Raw genomic sequence first — 18258 nt, forward strand, 5'->3', positions numbered from 1 at the left:
ATCCCGACCAAGCAGACCGCGTTCAGCCAGTACGACCGGCCGAAGGGCGTGGCGCGCTACGCCGAAGTGGCCAAGCATCTGGGCCTGGATGCGGACACCGACCACCATCGTGTCGAGAAGCTGATTGAATGGGTGGAAGGCCTGAAGAAAGTGCTGGGTATCCCGGCCTCGATCCAGGCAGCCGGGGTGAATGAAGTGGAATTCCTGGCCAAGGTGGACGAACTGGCGGAAGCAGCGTTTGACGACCAGTGTACCGGTGCCAACCCGCGCTTCCCGCTGATCTCGGAGCTGAAGCAGTTGCTGCTCGATAGCTACTATGGCCGGGCGTATGCGGAGCAGTACCTCCGTGCAGTCGAAGGCGAAGAGAAAAAAGCCAAAGACGCTGCCTGATCTTTAGCTTGCAACCCTGAACCCCTGCCGAACCCGGCAGGGGTTTTTGTTCGTACTCAATTCAGGTCGCGTTAGCCTGGTCACTGCCAGATGGCTGGGCGATATACTTACGGCCTCTCCCAATTCTGGAATGACCCGCATCATGGCGAAAACGCTCCCCATGGCGATCATCGCGGACGAACTGGCTCGTCTGCGTGCAGCCACTCCTCTGGTTCATCTTTTGACCAACGAAGTTGTGCAGGAAATCACCGCCAACGTGCTGCTGGCTGCGGGTGCCGCGCCGGCGATGATCGTGGCCGAAGAAGAAGCCGCAGCATTCGCATCGATATCGGGTGCGCTGCTGGTCAATGTCGGCACGCTCTATCCGGCTCGCCTGACCGTGATGCAGCAGGCGGTGTCTGCGGCCAATCGCGCCGGCGTGCCGTGGACATTGGACCCGGTTGCGGTGGGCGTGCTCGATTATCGCACCGGAGCTTGCCGTGATTTCCTGGCGCAAAAACCTGCAGCGATCCGTGGCAATGGTTCGGAAATTCTGGCACTGGCCGGTTTTGCCGGTGGCGGCCGCGGTGTCGACAGTACCGCCGGATCGAACGCGGCCGTGGCGGCGGCAGAGCAGTTGGCGCGCGATACCGGCGCCATTGTGGCGGTGACCGGTGAAACGGACTACATCACCGATGGCGCTACGACCTGGGCCACGCCGTGGGGGCATCCGGTGATGACGCGCGTGGTGGGGACTGGTTGCGCGCTGTCTGCGCTGGTGGCGGCATTTACCGCCGGTGCTTCCAGTCGTCTCAATGCCGTGGCCGCCGCCTGTGCCGTGGCCGGAATTTGCGGTGAACGTGCGGCCATCAGCAGTCGCGGGCCGGGATCATTCAAGACCGATTTTCTGGATGCCTTGTATAACCTCACGCCGGATGAGCTTCGGGCGGAGACCGCATGAAGCCGCTGGATCTTTCGCTCTATCTGGTGCTCGATCCCGATTTGTGCGGTGGCCCGCTTGGCATGGTGGAAACGGCCCGTATCGCGGCCGGGCATGGCGCCACCGTGGTGCAATTGCGGGCACCCAACTGGAAAAAGCGGCAGTGGCTGGAAACTGCCGCCGAAATCAAGTCGGTACTGGCGCCATTCGGGGTGCCGCTGATCATCAATGATCATATCGATGTGGCGCTGGCGGTGGATGCCGAGGGTGTGCATGTGGGGCAGGACGACATGCCGGTCGACATCGTGCGCAGGCTGATTGGCCCGCAGAAGTGGCTGGGGCTGTCGGTTTCTTCGCCCGCCGAACTGGCGCAAGCACCGCTTGCGGGCGTCGATTACCTCGGGATTGGGCCGGTGTATCCCACCGGAACCAAGCTGGATGCAGCGCCTGCCTGCGGGCTGGACGGATTGGCCAGCATGGTGATGGCAGCAAATCTGCCCGTGGTGGCCATTGGCGGGATTCATCTGGGCAATTGCCAGCCCTTGCTGCAGGTGGGGGCTCATGGCGTGGCGGTGGTGTCTGCGATTTGTGGCCAGGATGATGTGGCTGAAGCAACCCGGTTGTTGCAGCAAAAGATTCGCGCCTTGCGTGCGCCGACCGGTCTGCAGCGTTGGCCTGCCGATTTTTGCTGCAATCACATTGGTTGAGTGTCTGCCGGTTCATAGCAATAGCCCGCGCCATAGACGGAGCGGATCAGCGTCTGGTCTGGGCACGCGGTCTCGAGTTTTCGCCGCAGGTTCTTGATGTGGCTGTCGACAGCACGGTCGGTGACGGCGCGGCCGTCATCGTAAAGCTGATCCAGCAATTTATCGCGTGAGTAAATACGGCCGGGCGTGGCCGCCAGCGTTTTGAGCAGTCGGAATTCCACCGCGGTCAGCTCCAGCGCACAGCCATTCAGGCTGGCGCGCAGGCGGTCGTCATCCAGAACCAGACCGGTGGATGGCGTTGGCGGATCATGCCGTTGCCGGCGCAGGATGGCACGCACCCGCGCCACCACTTCACGCGGGCTGTAGGGTTTGCAGATGTAATCATCCGCCCCGGCATCCAGCCCGAGCAGGCGATCCACTTCTTCCACCCGTGCCGTCATCATCACGATCGGCACATCGCTGAAACTGCGTAATTCCTGGCAGATGTCCAGCCCGTTGCGCCCGGGCAGCATCAGGTCGAGCAGGATCAGATCCGGATGGCTGCGTTTGAACGTATCGATGACCGCCAATCCATCGCTGACAATTTCAGTGCGATACGCGGCGGTGTGCAGGTAGCCGGCCAGCAAATTGGCGAGCTTGGGTTCGTCCTCGACGATCAGGATATGCGCGGGTCGGTCACTCATGTTCCGGATTCCATGCTGTAGCCGGCAGGCGAATTTCAATGCACAGACCGCCGAGATGGCTTGCGCTGGCGGCAATGTCTCCTGCGTGCGCTTCAACGATATTGCGGCAAATGGCCAACCCGAGGCCCGATCCGCCCGAGGCGCGATTGCGCGAGTTTTCTGCCCGGAAGAAGCGCTCGAACAGGCGGTTGATCTGGTCTGCCGCCACGCCCGGTGCGCTGTCTTCCACCGTGATGTGCCAGTGCTGGTCTTTGCGGGATAAGCGTATTCGTACCTGACCGCCACGATCGGTATAGCGCAGGCTGTTTTCCAGCAGGTTGTGAAACAGTTGCTGCAGGCGGGCGGCATCGGCCTGCATGCTGGCTCGGGGGGTATCGCATTGCAGGGTCAGGCTTAGCCCGTGTTGGGCAAAGCGCGGCTGCATGGCATCGACTGACTGCTGCAAGGCCTGGACCAGGTCATGCGTTTCAAAGCGGTAAACCAGCGCCCCGACATCCGACAATGACAGCTCGTGCAGGTCATCCACCAGTTTTTTCAGGGTGCCGACTTCCGCTTGCAGGGAGCGGATCGCCTCGTGGTTCAGCGGCAAGATGCCATCTTCGAGAGCTTCCAGCTCACCGCGCAGCACCGATAGCGGGGTGCGCAGCTCATGCGAGATATCTGCCATGAAGTCGCGCCGCATATGCTCGTTACGCTGCAGCGTCTGGGCCAGATGGTTGAAGTCGTCCGCCAGCTGGCCGATTTCGTCTTGGCTGGCGACATGCACGCGGGTTTCATAGCGTCCGGCCGCCAGCTGGTGGGTGGCATGCGCTACGCGCCGGATCGGTGCCAGCAGGATGCGCGCCAGCCAAAGCGCGATCAGCGCTGCCAGTGCGACGGCGACCAGGCTGGCGATGATGACGGTCTGCAACTGTCTTTCCTGCAGGCGTTGCTTGCCGGCATCGGTCACGCTCTGGAAAGAGGCAAGTACCACCCAGCCGACCACTTGCCCCTGATGGTGGATGGGATGGCGCAGCATGGCGGCGGTCAGATCACGGTAACCCGCCACCCATTGCTGCTGCGCGTCCACGAGGCCCATGCGCATCATTGCGCCGGTCAGATCGGATACCGGTACCCATCTGCCTGGTTCCGGGTTATCCGGCAATTCCTGCCCCAGCGCCGGGCGCGCCAGGCGAAACCAGGCAGCAGGATTGTCGTTGTCACGCAGAAAATCCCAGTTGCCATGACGGGCATAGGCCTGCTCGGTACGCGCTGCGACAAAGGTCATGCGTTCGATGGCCAGCTCGTTCAGGTAATCCAGGAATCCACGCGTGAAGCTCCAGTGCGTGGCGGTGCTGACCACGACCACGGCAAAGATCGCGATGGCAAGAACGACCAGAAACAGTTTGTGCGTGATGCCGATTTTCATGGAGGCGCAACTTCAAATTTGCTCCACATTTGTCGGGCATAGTGGCCAGCAACAATTGCGGAAGGAGTCTGCAGTGAATCGACATCATACTATTTCATTGCGCCTGCTGGCGTTGGTCCTGGCGCTGGGCGCTGCCGGGTTGTCCGGTTGCCAGAAGAGTGAATCCGCGCCTGCGGTGGCAGCCAAGGCGACGGAAGTGGGCGTGGTCACCGTGCAGGCCCAGCCCTTTACCCTGAGTACCGAGCTGGCCGGACGCACCACTGCCTACAAGGTGGCCCAGATCAGACCGCAGGTCGGTGGCATCGTGCAGCAACGCGCCTTTGTGGAAGGCGGGCAGGTCAAGGCGGGCGATGTGCTTTACCAGCTGGATGCCGCCTCGTACCGCGCCAGTTTTGCCAGTGCCGAGGCCAGCGTGGAGCGGGCCGAAGCTACCCTGCAGGCGGCACAACTCAAGGCCAAACGCCAGAGCGAGTTGCTGGCAATCCAGGCGATCAGCCAGCAGGATCATGAAGATGCCCAGGCCAGCCTGAAGCAGGCTCAGGCGGATCTCGCCTCGGCCAAGGCTGCGCTGGATACGGCGCGCATCAATCTGGAACGTACGCGCATCACCTCGCCGATTGCCGGGCGGGCCGAGGTTTCCACCGTCACGCAGGGTGCGCTGGTGACAGCGAATCAGGAAACCGCACTGACCACGGTGCAGCAGCTTGATCCGATCTATGTCGATATTCCGCAATCCAGCGTGCAACTGCTGCAACTCAGGCAGGCACTGGCCAGCGGTCAGCTCAAGCAGGCTGGCAAGGAAGGGATACAGATCCAGCTGGTGCTGGAGGATGGCAGCGCTTACCCGCATGCCGGCCAGTTGCAGTTCAGCGGTGTCAGCGTCAATACCGGCACCGGCGCGGTGACCTTGCGGGCGCTGGTGCCTAATCCGGAACATCTGCTTTTGCCTGGCATGTATGTGCGGGCCCAGATCAGCCAGGCAAAAGACCCTGACGCCTTGCTGGTGCCGCAACAGGCGCTCAGCCGCGATGGCAGCGGCCGGGCCTCGGTCTGGGTGGTGGCGCAGGATGGCAAGGCCGAACAGCGCGCGGTGACGACAGCTGAAGCGGTAGGCCAATCCTGGCGCGTAACCAGCGGGCTGAAAGCAGGTGAGCGCATCATTATTGAAGGTGCCGGCAAGGTGCGAAGTGGCCAGATCGTGCATGCGGTCAACGCTTCGCAACCTGCGGCGCAGACGGCTTCGGCCGTGACCATGGCTGCGCGCTGAGGAGATTGTAATGGCACGTTTTTTTATTGATCGGCCCATTTTTGCCTGGGTGATCGCGATCGTGATCATGCTGGCCGGTGCCTTGTCGATTCACCGGCTGGCGCTGGAGCAATACCCGGATATTGCGCCGGTCCAGATTTCGATTTCGGCCACCTATACCGGGGCTTCGGCCAAGACGGTCGAGGATTCGGTTACCCAGATCATCGAGCAGAAAATGCAGGGGCTGGATCACCTGCAGTCGATGTCCTCGACCAGCAGTGCCAATGGCAGTGCGCGGGTGCGCCTGAGCTTTACTGCCGGAACTGACCCGGATGTGGCGCAGATGCAGGTGCAGAACAAGGTGCAGCAGGCCCTGAAGCAACTGCCTGATGCCGTGCAGGATCAGGGGGTGACCGTTACCAAGTCCGGTAACGACTTCTTGATGCTGGTGACGCTGTATTCGGATAACCCCGCTTTGACCGCCACCGATATTGGCGATTACATGTCATCCAGTCTGGTTGATGTGATCAGCCGGCTGGATGGCGTGGGCGAGGTGCAATCGATGGGCTCCGGGTATGCCATGCGTATCTGGCTGGATCCGGCCAAGCTGGAAAAGTATTCCCTGATGCCTTCCGACATCACCTCGGCACTGACCGCGCAGAATACCCAGGTTTCCGCAGGCCAGCTTGGCGCCTTGCCAGCGGTAGGCGGGCAACAGCTCAACGCCACGATTTCGGCGCGCAGCAAGCTGCGTACTGTCGAAGAGTTCAACAACGTGGTGGTGAAATCCGCCAGCGATGGCACCATCGTGCGTCTGGCCGATGTGGCACGGGTCGAGCTGGGCAGCGAGAGTTACAGCGTCCAGATGCGTTATAACGGCAAGCCGGCTGCCGGGATGGGGATCAAGCTGGCGGCCGGCGCCAATGCGTTGGATGTGGCCGAGGCGGTCAAGGCCAAGCTGGCGCAGTTGCAGCCGTATTTCCCGGACCAGATCAAGGCCGAGATCGGTTATGACACCACGCCTTTCGTCAAGGTATCGATCAAGGAGGTGGTAGTGACGCTGGTCGAGGCCATGGCGCTGGTCGTGGCCATCATGTACCTGTTCATGCAGAACCTGCGTGCCACGCTGATTCCGGCCATTGCCGTACCGGTGGTGTTGCTGGGCACCTTTGGCGTGCTGGCGGCATTCGGTTATTCCATCAATACGCTGACCATGTTCGGCATGGTGCTGGCGATCGGCCTGCTGGTGGACGATGCGATTGTGGTGGTGGAAAACGTCGAGCGACTGATGACCGACAAAGGCTTGTCGGTGCGCGAAGCCACGCGCGAATCAATGCAGGAGATCACCGGCGCGCTGGTCGGCATTGCGCTGGTATTGTCGGCAGTATTCATCCCGATGGCCTTCTTCGGCGGCTCGACCGGGGTGATCTATCGTCAGTTCTCCATCACCATCGTGTCGTCGATGCTCTTGTCGGTACTGGTGGCCATGACCTTGTCGCCGGCCTTGTGCGCTTCCCTGTTGCGATTGTCCGATGTCGATCACCATGACGATGCCGCGCCGCACGGCCCGGTGCAGCGCTTCTTTGCCGCCTTCAACCGGGGTTTCGTGCGTGGCAGCGAGCGCTATCAGCGCGGTGTGGCGGGCGTGTTGCAGCGTGGCAAGCGCTATCTGGTGATCTATCTGCTGTTGCTGGCCGGGCTGACCGTTTCATTCATGCGCTTGCCAACCTCTTTTCTGCCGGATGAGGACCAGGGTGTATTGATGGCATCGATCCAGTTGTCATCGGGCGCCACACTGGCCCGAACCAATGAAGTGCTGCGCCAGTTTGAGGCCGCTTTGGCCAAACAGCCGGCCGTGAGCGATTTCATTACCCTGGTCGGGCTGAATGGCGATCAGGCTTCGGCCAATGCCTTTATCAAGCTCAAGGACTGGAGCGAGCGCGAAGGAGCGGGGCAGGATGCGGCTTCGCTGGCACGTGCCCTGAACGGGGCCATGAGCGGGATGCGCGATGCACGCGTATTCGTACTGTTGCCGCCAGCGGTGCGAGGCCTGGGTTCCAACGCCGGGTTCACGGTGCAATTGCAGGATCTGGCGGGCAATGGCCACGATGCCCTGGTCAAGGCGCGCGACCAGTTTCTGCAACTGGCGCGTCAGGACAAGCGCCTGGCGCAGGTACGGATCAGCGGTCTGGAAGATGTGGCCGAGTTTTCGGTCAATATCGATGATCGCAAGGCTGCGGCGCTGAGCTTGAGCACTGCCAATATCAACAGCACCCTGTCGACCGCGCTTGGCGGCAGCTACGTCAATGATTTCCTCAACAAGTCGCGCGTGAAGAAGGTCTATGTGCAGGGCGATGCGCCGTATCGGATGCTGCCGCAGGATATCCAGCGCTGGCATGTGCGCAACAGCGATGGCGAGATGGTGCCTTTCTCGGCGTTTTCCTCGACCAACTGGAGCTATGGCTCGCCGCGCCTGGAGCGCTACAGCGGCATGTCTTCGTATGAAATTGTCGGCTCGGCCGCAGAAGGCGTGAGCTCCGGCGATGCCATGGCTGCGGTGGAAGACATCATCAAGCAATTGCCTGCCGGTATCAGCTATGAATGGGCCGGGCAGTCGTACCAGGAACGTCTGGCAGGTTCCCAGGCTCCGGCTTTGTATGCGATTTCGATCCTGTTTGTATTCCTGTGCCTGGCTGCGCTGTACGAGAGCTGGTCGGTGCCGTTCTCGGTGATCCTGGGCGTACCGCTGGGCATCATCGGCGCCGTGCTGGCAACCTGGCTGGCCGGACTGGAGAACGATGTGTATTTCCAGATCGGCTTGCTGACTACTGTCGGCCTGTCTGCCAAGAATGCGATCCTGATCGTGGAGTTTGCCAAAACCCTGCAGGAGCAAGGTCTATCCCTGATCGATGCCACCTTGCAGGCAGTGCGCTTGCGCCTGCGCCCGATCCTGATGACCTCGCTTGCCTTTATGTGTGGCGTGTTGCCGCTGGCCTTCAGTAGCGGGGCGGGCTCGGCCAGTCGTCGCGCCATCGGCACCGGGGTGCTGGGCGGTATGGCCAGCGCGACCGTGCTGGGGCTGATTTTCGTTCCGCTGTTCTATGTATTGATTCGCGGTTTTTTTGAACGCCGTAAAGCCAGGGCTGCCCAGGCGTCCCCGGTCGTGATGGTTGAAGGAGAAGCATGATGCGCCGTTCCATTCTGGTGGTTTCCCTGTTGTGTGCCGGCTTGCTGGGCGGTTGTGTCAATCTGGCACCGGATTATCAGCGGCCTGCCTTGCCGGTTCCCGTTGCGCTCGATGGCAAGGCTGAATCCGGTCAGCAGATGGCCAAGATCGATTGGCAACAGGTGGTGACCGATGCGCGCTTGCGCCAGGTGGTTGATCTTGCGCTCGCCAACAACCGGGATCTGCGGATTGCCGTGCTCAATATCGATAAGGCCCGCGCCCAGTACCGGATTGCCGATGCCGACCGTTACCCGGCTATTAGCGGTTCTGCTGGCAGCAGCGCTTCACGTAGCGGTGGTAACGTATCGCACAACGTTAGTGCCAGCGTGGGCATGTCGTCCTATGAGCTGGATTTCTTTGGCCGCCTGACCAACCTGAAGGATGCTGCCTTGCAGGATGTGCTGGCGCTGGAATCCACCCAGCGCAGTGTGCGGACCAGCCTGATTGCCGAAGTGGCCAATGCCTGGCTGACCCTGGCGGGGGATCAGGCGCAGTTGCATCTGGCGCAGGAAACCTGGCAGAGCCGCCAGACCACGCTGGAACTGACCCGCAAACAGCAGGCCATGGGCGGGGCTTCCGGGCTGGATGTGGCGCAGGCACAGGCGTCCGCCGAGACAGCGCGGGGCGACGTGGCACGTTACACCAGCCTGGTGGCGCAGGACCGCCACGCGCTGGATCTGCTGGCCGGGACTTCCGTGCCGCAGGCGTTGTTGCCCAAGGCCGGGGATTCGCTCGATACCAGTCTGGTGGCCTTGCTGGAGGTGCCGGCAGACCTGTCTTCCGAGGTGTTGTTGCAGCGCCCGGATATCCAGTCGGCAGAGCACACCCTGATCGGGGCGCATGCCGACATTGGCGCTGCGCGTGCGGCCTTCTTCCCGTCCATTTCCCTGACTGCTGCGACCGGTAGCGCGAGCGCCAGTCTGGGCAATCTGTTCGAAGGTGCCAGTCGAACCTGGAGTTTTGCGCCGACCCTGACGCTGCCCATTTTCAATGCCGGCAGCCTGAAGGCATCGCTATCGGCAGCGGAAATTGCCCGCGATATCCAGGTGGCGACCTATGAAAAAACCATCCAGACCGCTTTCCAGGAGGTAGCCGATGCACTGGCCGAGCGCAGCACCCTGACCGAGCGCATGGCGGCACAACAGGCCCAGGTCGATGCCTATGCCAACAGCCTGCGCCTTTCAACCGAGCGTTACCGCTCCGGGGCGGACAGTTATCTGAGCGTGCTGGATTCGCAGCGCTCGCTCTATTCGGCCCAGCAGAGCCTGATCAGCTTGCGCTTGTCGGAGCAGAGCAACCGGATGACGTTGTTCAAGGTGCTGGGAGGGCAGTAACTCGCTACAAGGTACTGCAGGAATGCCACTTTCTTCACTCCCTCGCCCGCCTGCGGGAGAGGGTCGGGGAGAGAATCGAGCGTTGTGGTGGTCGTGGATGCCGGGATTGGCCGGGAGCCTGGGTTCTCTGCTCGCACTCGGCGACCTTGAAGGGGTTTGGGATGTACTTGCCTGCCTGTGCGAAAAAAGACAGCCAATGCAATGTAATGCTGTTCACTTAAGTGTCCATTTACCCTCTCCCCCAGCCCCTCTCCCGCAAGCGGGCGAGGGGAGTACTTGGCTAATCCACCAGTTTTGCTCCCTCTCCCGCTTGCGGGAGAGGGTTGGGGAGAGGGTAAACGGCCAGAATATCCCTTAAGTGAACGGCATTAGCCAATGCAATGGGTCTTATTCGGCCAGCCAAGCTGTTTACAGCACCCGTGCCAGATAATGCCCGGTATGGCTCGCAGAATTGGCTGCCACCTGTTCAGGGGTGCCGGTGGCGATGATCTGGCCGCCGCCGGCGCCGCCTTCGGGGCCGAGGTCGATGATCCAGTCGGCGGTTTTGATCACGTCCAGATTGTGCTCGATCACCACTACGGTATTGCCGTGTTCGCGCAGGCGGCGCACCACGGTCAGCAGCAGGTCGATGTCGTGGAAGTGCAAGCCGGTGGTCGGTTCGTCCAGGATATAGAGCGTGCGGCCGGTATCGCGCTTGGACAGTTCCAGCGCCAGCTTCACCCGCTGTGCCTCGCCGCCGGAAAGCGTGGTGGCGGATTGGCCGAGGCGGACGTAGCCCAGGCCCACGTCCATCAGCGTTTGCAGCTTGCGCGCGACAACCGGTACGGCACTGAAGAATTCCAGTGCCTGCTCGACGGTCATTTCCAGTACTTCGGTAACGTTCTTGCCCTTGTAGGTCACTTCCAGCGTTTCACGGTTGTAGCGCTTGCCGTGGCAGACATCGCAGGGCACGTAGACATCGGGCAGGAAGTGCATTTCCACCTTCAGCACGCCATCGCCTTGGCAGGCCTCGCAACGTCCGCCCTTCACATTGAATGAAAAACGTCCCGGCCCATAGCCGCGCTCGCGCGACATCGGTACGCCGGCAAACAATTCGCGGATCGGCGTGAACAGGCCGGTATAGGTGGCCGGGTTGGAGCGCGGGGTGCGGCCGATCGGGCTTTGATCAACGTTGATCACCTTGTCGAAATGCTCCAGTCCATGCACCGATGCATACGGTGCCGGTTCTGCGCTTGCGCCGTTGAGATCGCGCGCCGCGATGGTGTGCAGGGTATCGTTGATCAGGGTGGATTTGCCCGAGCCGGAAACCCCGGTTACGCAGACCATCAGGCCGACCGGCAGATTGAGTTCGACCTGCTTGAGGTTGTTGCCCGATGCTCCCTTGATCGTGAGCCATTTCTCGGGATTCGGCGCACGGCGTTCTGCGGGAACTTCGATCTTGCGTGCGCCGGACAAAAACTGGCCAGTGATCGAGCGCGGATTCTGCATCACGTCTTCCGGCTTGCCGATGCACAGCACTTCGCCGCCGTGTTCTCCCGCGCCCGGGCCCATATCCACGAGGCAATCGGCGGCGCGGATCGCGTCCTCATCGTGCTCGACCACGATCACCGAGTTGTCCAGATCCCGCAGGCGCATCAGCGTGGCCAAGAGGCGGTCGTTGTCGCGCTGGTGCAGGCCGATCGAGGGCTCATCCAGGACGTACATGACGCCGGTCAGGCCCGAGCCGATCTGGCTGGCGAGCCGGATGCGCTGCGCCTCGCCGCCAGAGAGCGTATCGGCCGAACGCTCCAGGCACAGGTAATCCAGGCCCACATTGACCAGAAAGCCCAGGCGCTCGCGGATTTCCTTGACGATCTTCTCGGCAATCTGCGCCTTGGCACCTTCCAGTTGCAGCTGGTCGAAAAATTCAGCGCAATTCTTGAGCGCCATCTGCGAGATGCGGTGCAGATTTTCACCACCCACCTTCACATGTCGCGCTTCCTTGCGCAGACGCGCGCCGCCGCAATGCGGGCAGGCCTGGTTGTTCTGGTACTTGGCGAGTTCTTCCCGCACCGCCATCGAATCGGTTTCCTTGTAGCGTCTCTCCAGGTTGTGGACGATGCCCTCGAAGGCATGCAGTCGCTGCACTTTCTGGCCGCGTTCGTTGACATAGGTAAACGCGATCTGTTCACGCCCCGACCCATGCAGGATGGCTTGCTGTGCTTCGTCCGGCAGTTCGTTCCACGGCAGGTGCAGATCGAAGCCATAGTATTCGGCCAGACTGGAGAGCATCTGGAAATAGAACTGGTTGCGCTTGTCCCAGCCCTTGATCGCGCCGCTGGCCAGACTCAGTTCCGGGTGCGCCACGATGCGTTTCGGATCGAAGAACGTAATCTGGCCCAGTCCGTCGCATTTCGGGCACGCACCCATCGGGTTGTTGAACGAGAACAGGCGGGGTTCCAGCTCAGGCAGGCTGTACGAACACACCGGACAGGCGAACTTGGCCGAGAACCAGTGTTCCTGACCGGAATCCATTTCCACGGCAATGGCGCGGCCATCAGCATGACGCAGCGCGGTTTCGAACGATTCCGCCAGCCGCTGCTTGAGGTCGGCCCGTACCTTGAGGCGGTCGATCACCACTTCGATCGTGTGCTTCTTGTTTTTGTCGAGCTTGGGCAGGTCATCCAGTTCGCATACTTCGCCATCGATGCGCACCCGCACAAAGCCCTGCGCGCGCAGCTCCTCGAATAGATCCACATTCTCGCCCTTGCGTCCGACAATCAGCGGCGCCAGGATCATCAGCTTGGTTTCTTCCGGCAGGGCCAGCACATGATCGACCATCTGGCTCACGGTCTGGCTTTGCAATGGCTGGCCGTGCTCCGGGCAGAAGGGCGTGCCGACGCGTGCGAACAAGAGGCGCAGGTAATCGTGGATTTCGGTGACGGTGCCTACGGTCGAGCGCGGATTGTGGCTGGTGGCCTTCTGCTCGATCGAAATGGCCGGGCTCAAGCCTTCGATCAGGTCGACATCGGGCTTTTCCATCAGTTGCAGGAACTGGCGAGCATAGGCCGACAGGCTTTCCACATAACGGCGCTGGCCTTCGGCATACAGCGTATCGAACGCGAGCGACGATTTGCCCGATCCCGACAAGCCCGTGATCACGACAAGCTTGCCGCGCGGGATGTCGAGGTTCACATTTTTCAGGTTGTGGGTGCGTGCGCCGCGAATGCGGATCATCGGCGTGTCGGGAGCAGGGCGATACATGGCAGTAGACCGGTAGCAGAGTAACCAACCATTTTACCGGACGGCGCGAGGCCGGGCAGGGGGAAATATGCCGATCGTCAGCGTGAACAGCTGGAATCGTGCGCGGGTGTTTCCATTTCCTGCCGGAAAAACTCGAAATGGTTGCGGCCGTGATATTTGGTTTCGTACATGGCCTGATCGGCATGCCGGATCAGTGTCTCGGAATCGCTGCCGTGATCCGGGCACAGCGCGATGCCGATCGATGGGGTGATCTGCAGGGTTGTTCCGGCCAGCACATAAGGGCGATCGATGGTATCCACCAGCTTTTGTGCCACATGGCTGGCATCGTCTTCCGGATCAGAGACATCGACCATCAACAGGAATTCATCCCCGCCTTGCCGGCACAGGGCATCGGTTGCCCGTACGCAGGTTTTCATGCGCATGGCGACTTCCTTGAGCAGCAGGTCGCCGATGTGGTGACCCAGCGTGTCGTTGATCTGTTTGAAATGGTCTAGATCAAGAAACAGCAGGGCAAAGCGGCCGCCATAGCGTTCTACGCGTGCCACAGCCTGTTCGATGTGTTCTTCGAACAGCCGGCGGTTGGGCAGTCCGGTCAGGTAGTCGTGTTCGGAAAGATAGCGGAAGCGTTCGCTGATTTTGCGTTCGGTAATGTCGGAAAAAACGCCGATAAAGTGGGTGGCTTTGCCGCTGTCATCCTCCAGGCAGGAGATGGTGATGTAGGCCGGATAGATCTCGCCATTTTTGCGCCGCAGGGAGACTTCCCCGATCCAGGGCTGGCTCTTGCTGATCTTGCCCCACTCCGGCGAGGGCGAAGATGCTTCACTGGCTGCGCACAGCAACATGGGCTGCTGGCCGATGATTTCATTGGCGGTATAGCCGGTAATGTCGGTAAACGATCGGTTGACGGAAAAAATCCGCATGGCGGCGGTGGCGATGAAAATGGCTTCGGTACTCGATTTGAACACCTGTGCCGACAGCCGCAGCTGTTCGTCGGCGGCCTGCTGGATGCGCGCGGTGTGTTCCAGGCGACGGTAGATGAATACAGCGAACCCGATCACGGCCATGGATGATAGGCCGATCACCCCTAGTAGCAGGTTCAGTTGCCTGTACCAGGGCTGTAGCAGGATATCGCGCTGCAGGTGAACTCCCAACAAAAAGGGAAAGGTGCGCGATGATTGATAGCTGGACAGATAGCTTTTCCCTTCACGTATCTGTGCCAGCACGCGTTGCGGCCCGGTGTTGTCCATCATGGTGGGAGGCAGGGTGGCTTTACTGCCAGGGCTGAGTGTCTCATCGGTCGCGAACAAGATGTTGCCATCAAGTCGTAAGGCCTCGATATGACCGTTTTCGGGAGGAATCATCTGGGCGAGATGATTGATGAAGTAGTCCGTGTTGATGGTGGCTACCAGTCGCAAGGTACGATCCGGCAGAATTACATCCTTCAATATCGGTAAAAACACCAGTGAATCGGGGTGTGCCGGCTTATCCTCGGAGATAACCTGTGCTTCGTACAGGTCGCGCCCCATTTGTGGCGTACCCAGCCGCAGCTTGTCGGAAGCAATCTGGCTGTCCGGCATGAAATCGGTGAGTACCACGTTATGGCCGAGATTCTGCGGGTTGGAACTGGCGAGTACAGCGCCTTGTTGGGTGAGGAGTGAAATCGAGCGCAGGTAAGGTGCATCCCTAAGTGCCAGTGCCAGTGCCTTTTCGGTTGACAAGCCGGATTCCCATACCAGCGGGATGTTGCGTAAAGCCAAGTCAATATTGTTGAAGCTTTGCGAGAGGTAATCCTCAAACAGTCGGGTTTGTGTGGTGGCCAGATCCAGCCCGTTCTCGATTTTCTGCCGGTAGATCAGCCAGAGCGCATAGCTGCTGACCAGCACCAGCCCACCCAGGAGGAAAGCTACGATGCTGATGTACAGCTGGCGGATTTTGCGGTCGCGGAAATCAAACAAGGCTTGGCTCCCGTCATTCAATCCGCAACCACGATGGCCGACAGGCCATGGCGCCCGGCAACGTCACGCAAGCGCCCGTCACGCTTGATATCCCTGACAAAGCGTTCAACCCGCGCCTGCCAGGCCGGATCATTTTTTTGCATGGCATAAGCGTAGGGCGTGACGTGATAGGTGCCGGGCGGGGAGACCAGCCTGGCCCAGTCGGTGGTTTCCAGCATGCGTTTGCTGTAGGGGTAATCGGTCATGAAAACATCTGCTCGTCCGGATTCCACTTCCAGCTCACGGGCATGCGGGCTGTCGAGAACCAGTAATTTGGCGGATTGCAGTTTCGTTTTCATGACGGTTTCATGCAGTGTGCCCTTGGCAACCGCCACGATCACGCCTGGCTTGTCGATATCGTCCCACTGCTTGATGCGCCGGTTGGATCGGGTGGTAATCGCGTAAATATCACTTTGCAGATAAGGTGCGCTGAAATGCAGTTTTTCTGTGCGCTGAGGCACAACGCCGATGGCGAACATGGCGATGTCGCAATGATTCTGGGTGATATCCTCGATCAGGCGGGCAAAGCTGCTGTCGATGAATACGGGTTTGGCCCCCAAATCCTTGGCCAGCGCATGGGCCAGATCAATATCGATGCCGCTCAGGCTCATGGTCATCGGATCGCGGTAGGTAATGCCGTAATAATCCGGCCAGATGCAAACCCGCAGCGTCTTGCTTTGCGTGACGTCTTCCAACCGGCCTGCCTGGGCTGCCCATGCGCAGGCACACAGCAGCGTGGCCAAAATTGTTCGGGCAGCAGGTCGCACGGTTTTCCTCCTGGCGGGAAACAATCATTTTGCAACAACAGGATTACAGTGTCGCACAAACGTAAGATTAGACTGAACTGTTACCAAATTGCAGGGTGTGCGCTGGTATTTATTTGGCAAGCGGATGCCACTGGCTGTGATCGCGGAAGATCACCACGCTCCCCAGCAATTTGCCCTGGTTGTCACGGATGCTGGCTGCAGCCTCTTCGATGTTGAAATTCAGCCCAAAATTGTTCAGCAGTATCCCATTGCGATAGCGTTGCAGCGTGCCTTGATCGGCCAGGATAAGCCGATGCAGCGATGCCAAGGGCAGACGCGTTTCCGCATCGATGACCTGATAAATATGATCAACCGGCTGTTGACGGGCTTCTTCGAGTTCGCGCCCGGTCAGCGCAACCGCAACGGGATTCATGTATTCGACATGGCCGGCGCTATCGGTGGTGATGATGCCGTCGGAAATCGATTCAAACAGCGCGGCCAGCTTGTGACAATGGTTTTCCGCCTGCCGGTGGGCCTGGTGCGTGCCGGTAATGTCATGGCCGATGCCATGGTAGCCGATGAAATAGCCGTCAGGATCAAATCTGGGGGAGCCGGAAAGACTCAATATCCAGCTGGCTTTTTCGCCATGCACGTTCAGGATGAAGTCGCGAAATGGCTGGTGTGAATCGAACAGCTGACGATAACGCTGCCAATCGCCTTCACCTGTCAGGAAGTGGCCCGGTGCCGGCGAACCGGCCTCGCGTAGCCAGCTCAGCCTCAGCCCCTGTTCGCTTGCCAGCCGGCCGGATAGCTCGGTGAATTCGCCTAATGCATCCTGCTCCCACACCAGATCGGCGGCGAGATCGAGCATTTTCTGCAGGCGCGTATTGTTCTGGTGCAGTGACTGGCTGTTTTCCGTGAGCTGGGTGATGTCCCGTGCCAGCAGGACCGTGCCATCTGCCGAACTATCTGTCCGGCTGAGCGAAACGACCATGACCGAGTAATGACGCAGCACGCCATCCATGTCCAGGTGTGAACTGATTGCCTGTACCGGTTCATTGGGGTGCCCGACTTCTGCCGATAGCAGCAAGGGAGCGCTGGAATGATTCAGCGGATGGGCCGCCTTGCCCAGGCGGTGGATGGCTGCCGGGTTGGCGTACTCTATGCGACCCTCGCTGTCGCGAATGACGATGATGTCGCTGGTGGTTTCCGCAACACCTGCCAGTTTGCGATGTTTGGCTTCCTGCCGCCGTAATGTCATGGTCATTTCGCTGGCCATTTTGCGCGCCAGGTCAACCGCATGTACCTGGGTTTGCATCAGTCCGCCTATCAGCAGGCTCAGGCCGATGCCCACCAGCCAGATCAACCAGATCTTGTTTTGATGCGCGCCAGTGATCTGGCCGGGCTGGGCGCACATTTGCAAATGCCATTGCCGGCCGGGTAGTTCCACCAGTTCCTTGTGGCAAAGCCAGCTGGCAGGGTCGACTTGCGTTGATGGGTCTGAATCGTACAGCAGGGTTTGTGCCTGACGTAGGCTGCGATCGATTGCCCCGCCCGTGTCATGCAGCAGAATTTTTCCGGTGGGCAGATGCTGCCCGAGCTCCAGAAAATCGATGAATTGCTGTACCTGATAGATGGCGCTGAGTGTGCCCAGGTAACGGGATTCGCGCCTGCTGGTAGGCAAGGCGCTTTCCTCATCTGGCACGAAGACAGGAACATGCAGCATGAATTCAACCGGTGATTCATTAGGTTTTCCCTGCCGGTAGGGGGCGGTGGCCAGTGCAATGCCGTTATCACGTGCAAAGTTGAGGATCTGCCGATTGACCTGCAGGCTGAGCAGATCCAGGCCCAGATATCGGGCCGTGGATGGCGTGAGCGGGTAGAGGTATTCAATCGGTTGCAGCCTGGATTGGCCAATATCCGGGTGGATGGTGTAGTCGGGGGAGATCGTGTCGACCGCTTCGCTGGCTTGTTTGTCCGTGAGAGGATGGCTCAGTTGTTCGCGTGTGAGCGGGCGCGAAAATCCGATTGCCACAAAGCCCGGCTGCCTTTGCAGGATGTTTTGCCGGTTCAGGATTTCGGTGATGGTCTGTTTCGATAGATCCGGCCTGGCATAAAACACCGATTGCAGGCTATGCAGGGTGCCGGTCTGTTCCTTCAGGCGGGTTTCGATTTGCCAGCTGGCCAGTGCCGTGCGTTGCGCCAACTCCTGGCCAGCGTTTTCTCGCAACTGTGTGGTGATCCATGTACTCAGCCATGCGGTCAGCAATAGCCCTGCCGCCAGTGCCAGCAGCAGGGTACGCATTTCCCGCCAAAGGATGAGTGGATGATGGTGCATCGGCATGAGTCCGTGAGTTCGCCC

The 18258-nt window shown here is 60.2% G+C and carries 11 protein-coding genes and 1 pseudogene; 6 read left to right on the forward strand and 6 right to left on the reverse strand.

Translation table 11 applies throughout. The features are described from left to right. The 3 genes and pseudogenes from AC0KVQ_RS03600 to thiE form a co-directional block, all read left to right on the forward strand. A pseudogene (locus AC0KVQ_RS03600) lies at nt 1-390 on the forward strand (bifunctional acetaldehyde-CoA/alcohol dehydrogenase); the annotation flags it as partial. Between the two features lie 142 nt (nt 391-532). After that, nucleotides 533-1330: a hydroxyethylthiazole kinase gene (thiM, locus tag AC0KVQ_RS03605; RefSeq protein WP_473419754.1), complete on the forward strand. Its 798-nt coding sequence runs from the start codon at nt 533-535 to the stop codon at nt 1328-1330. Further along, the gene (gene thiE / locus AC0KVQ_RS03610) at nt 1327-2016 is read left to right on the forward strand and encodes a thiamine phosphate synthase (RefSeq protein ID WP_473419755.1); all 690 of its coding nucleotides are present in this window, start codon (nt 1327-1329) and stop codon (nt 2014-2016) included. Before thiM ends, thiE begins: the two co-directional genes overlap by 4 nt. On the opposite strand, the gene AC0KVQ_RS03615 is transcribed toward thiE, so the two are convergent. After that, nucleotides 2004-2699, reverse strand: a complete 696-nt coding sequence (locus AC0KVQ_RS03615; protein WP_473419756.1) for a response regulator — start codon at nt 2697-2699, stop codon at nt 2004-2006. The genes thiE and AC0KVQ_RS03615 overlap by 13 nt on opposite strands. Further along, on the reverse strand, nt 2692-4107 hold the full coding sequence (gene baeS, locus AC0KVQ_RS03620) for a sensor histidine kinase efflux regulator BaeS (protein WP_473419757.1): 1416 nt from the start codon (nt 4105-4107) through the stop codon (nt 2692-2694). The genes AC0KVQ_RS03615 and baeS overlap by 8 nt, the downstream gene beginning before the upstream one ends. A 73-nt stretch (nt 4108-4180) precedes the next feature. On the opposite strand from baeS, the gene AC0KVQ_RS03625 reads away from it, so the two are divergent. The 3 genes from AC0KVQ_RS03625 to AC0KVQ_RS03635 are packed head-to-tail and all read left to right on the forward strand — an operon-like array spanning nt 4181 to nt 9913. Beyond that, complete coding sequence (locus AC0KVQ_RS03625; protein WP_473419758.1) at nt 4181-5374, forward strand: efflux RND transporter periplasmic adaptor subunit; 1194 nt, start codon at nt 4181-4183, stop codon at nt 5372-5374. A gap of 10 nt (nt 5375-5384) precedes the next feature. Beyond that, nucleotides 5385-8540: an efflux RND transporter permease subunit gene (locus AC0KVQ_RS03630; RefSeq protein ID WP_473419759.1), complete on the forward strand. Its 3156-nt coding sequence runs from the start codon at nt 5385-5387 to the stop codon at nt 8538-8540. Further along, a complete protein-coding gene (locus tag AC0KVQ_RS03635; protein ID WP_473419760.1) occupies nt 8537-9913 on the forward strand; it encodes an efflux transporter outer membrane subunit in 1377 nt (458 codons plus the stop codon). Before AC0KVQ_RS03630 ends, AC0KVQ_RS03635 begins: the two co-directional genes overlap by 4 nt. Nucleotides 9914-10321: 408 nt before the next feature. Here AC0KVQ_RS03635 and uvrA read toward each other — a convergent pair whose 3' ends face one another. The 4 genes from uvrA to AC0KVQ_RS03655 form a co-directional block, all read right to left on the reverse strand. Continuing rightward, entirely contained in the window at nt 10322-13156 is a 2835-nt protein-coding gene (gene uvrA, locus AC0KVQ_RS03640; RefSeq protein WP_473419761.1) for an excinuclease ABC subunit UvrA, read from the reverse strand. A 77-nt stretch (nt 13157-13233) separates the two neighbouring features. Continuing rightward, on the reverse strand, nt 13234-15111 hold the full coding sequence (locus AC0KVQ_RS03645; RefSeq protein WP_473419762.1) for a diguanylate cyclase domain-containing protein: 1878 nt from the start codon (nt 15109-15111) through the stop codon (nt 13234-13236). Between the two features lie 17 nt (nt 15112-15128). Then, nucleotides 15129-15917, reverse strand: a complete 789-nt coding sequence (locus tag AC0KVQ_RS03650; RefSeq protein WP_473419763.1) for a substrate-binding periplasmic protein — start codon at nt 15915-15917, stop codon at nt 15129-15131. A 109-nt stretch (nt 15918-16026) separates the two neighbouring features. Beyond that, entirely contained in the window at nt 16027-18201 is a 2175-nt protein-coding gene (locus AC0KVQ_RS03655) for a CHASE domain-containing protein (protein ID WP_473419764.1), read from the reverse strand. Between the last annotated feature and the right edge of the window lie 57 nt (nt 18202-18258).

It is taken from the genome of Formivibrio sp. oc-25 (genome assembly GCF_055810895.1).

Bases quoted from the DNA above. Each gene is read 5' to 3' on its own strand.
- thiM (WP_473419754.1), top strand. From the start codon at position 533: ATGGCGAAAACGCTCCCCATGGCGATCATCGCGGACGAACTGGCTCGT.
- thiE (WP_473419755.1), top strand. From the start codon at position 1,327: ATGAAGCCGCTGGATCTTTCGCTCTATCTGGTGCTCGATCCCGATTTG.
- AC0KVQ_RS03615 (WP_473419756.1), bottom strand. From the start codon at position 2,699: ATGAGTGACCGACCCGCGCATATCCTGATCGTCGAGGACGAACCCAAG.
- baeS (WP_473419757.1), bottom strand. From the start codon at position 4,107: ATGAAAATCGGCATCACGCACAAACTGTTTCTGGTCGTTCTTGCCATC.
- AC0KVQ_RS03630 (WP_473419759.1), top strand. From the start codon at position 5,385: ATGGCACGTTTTTTTATTGATCGGCCCATTTTTGCCTGGGTGATCGCG.
- AC0KVQ_RS03635 (WP_473419760.1), top strand. From the start codon at position 8,537: ATGATGCGCCGTTCCATTCTGGTGGTTTCCCTGTTGTGTGCCGGCTTG.
- uvrA (WP_473419761.1), bottom strand. From the start codon at position 13,156: ATGTATCGCCCTGCTCCCGACACGCCGATGATCCGCATTCGCGGCGCA.
- AC0KVQ_RS03655 (WP_473419764.1), bottom strand. From the start codon at position 18,201: ATGCGTACCCTGCTGCTGGCACTGGCGGCAGGGCTATTGCTGACCGCA.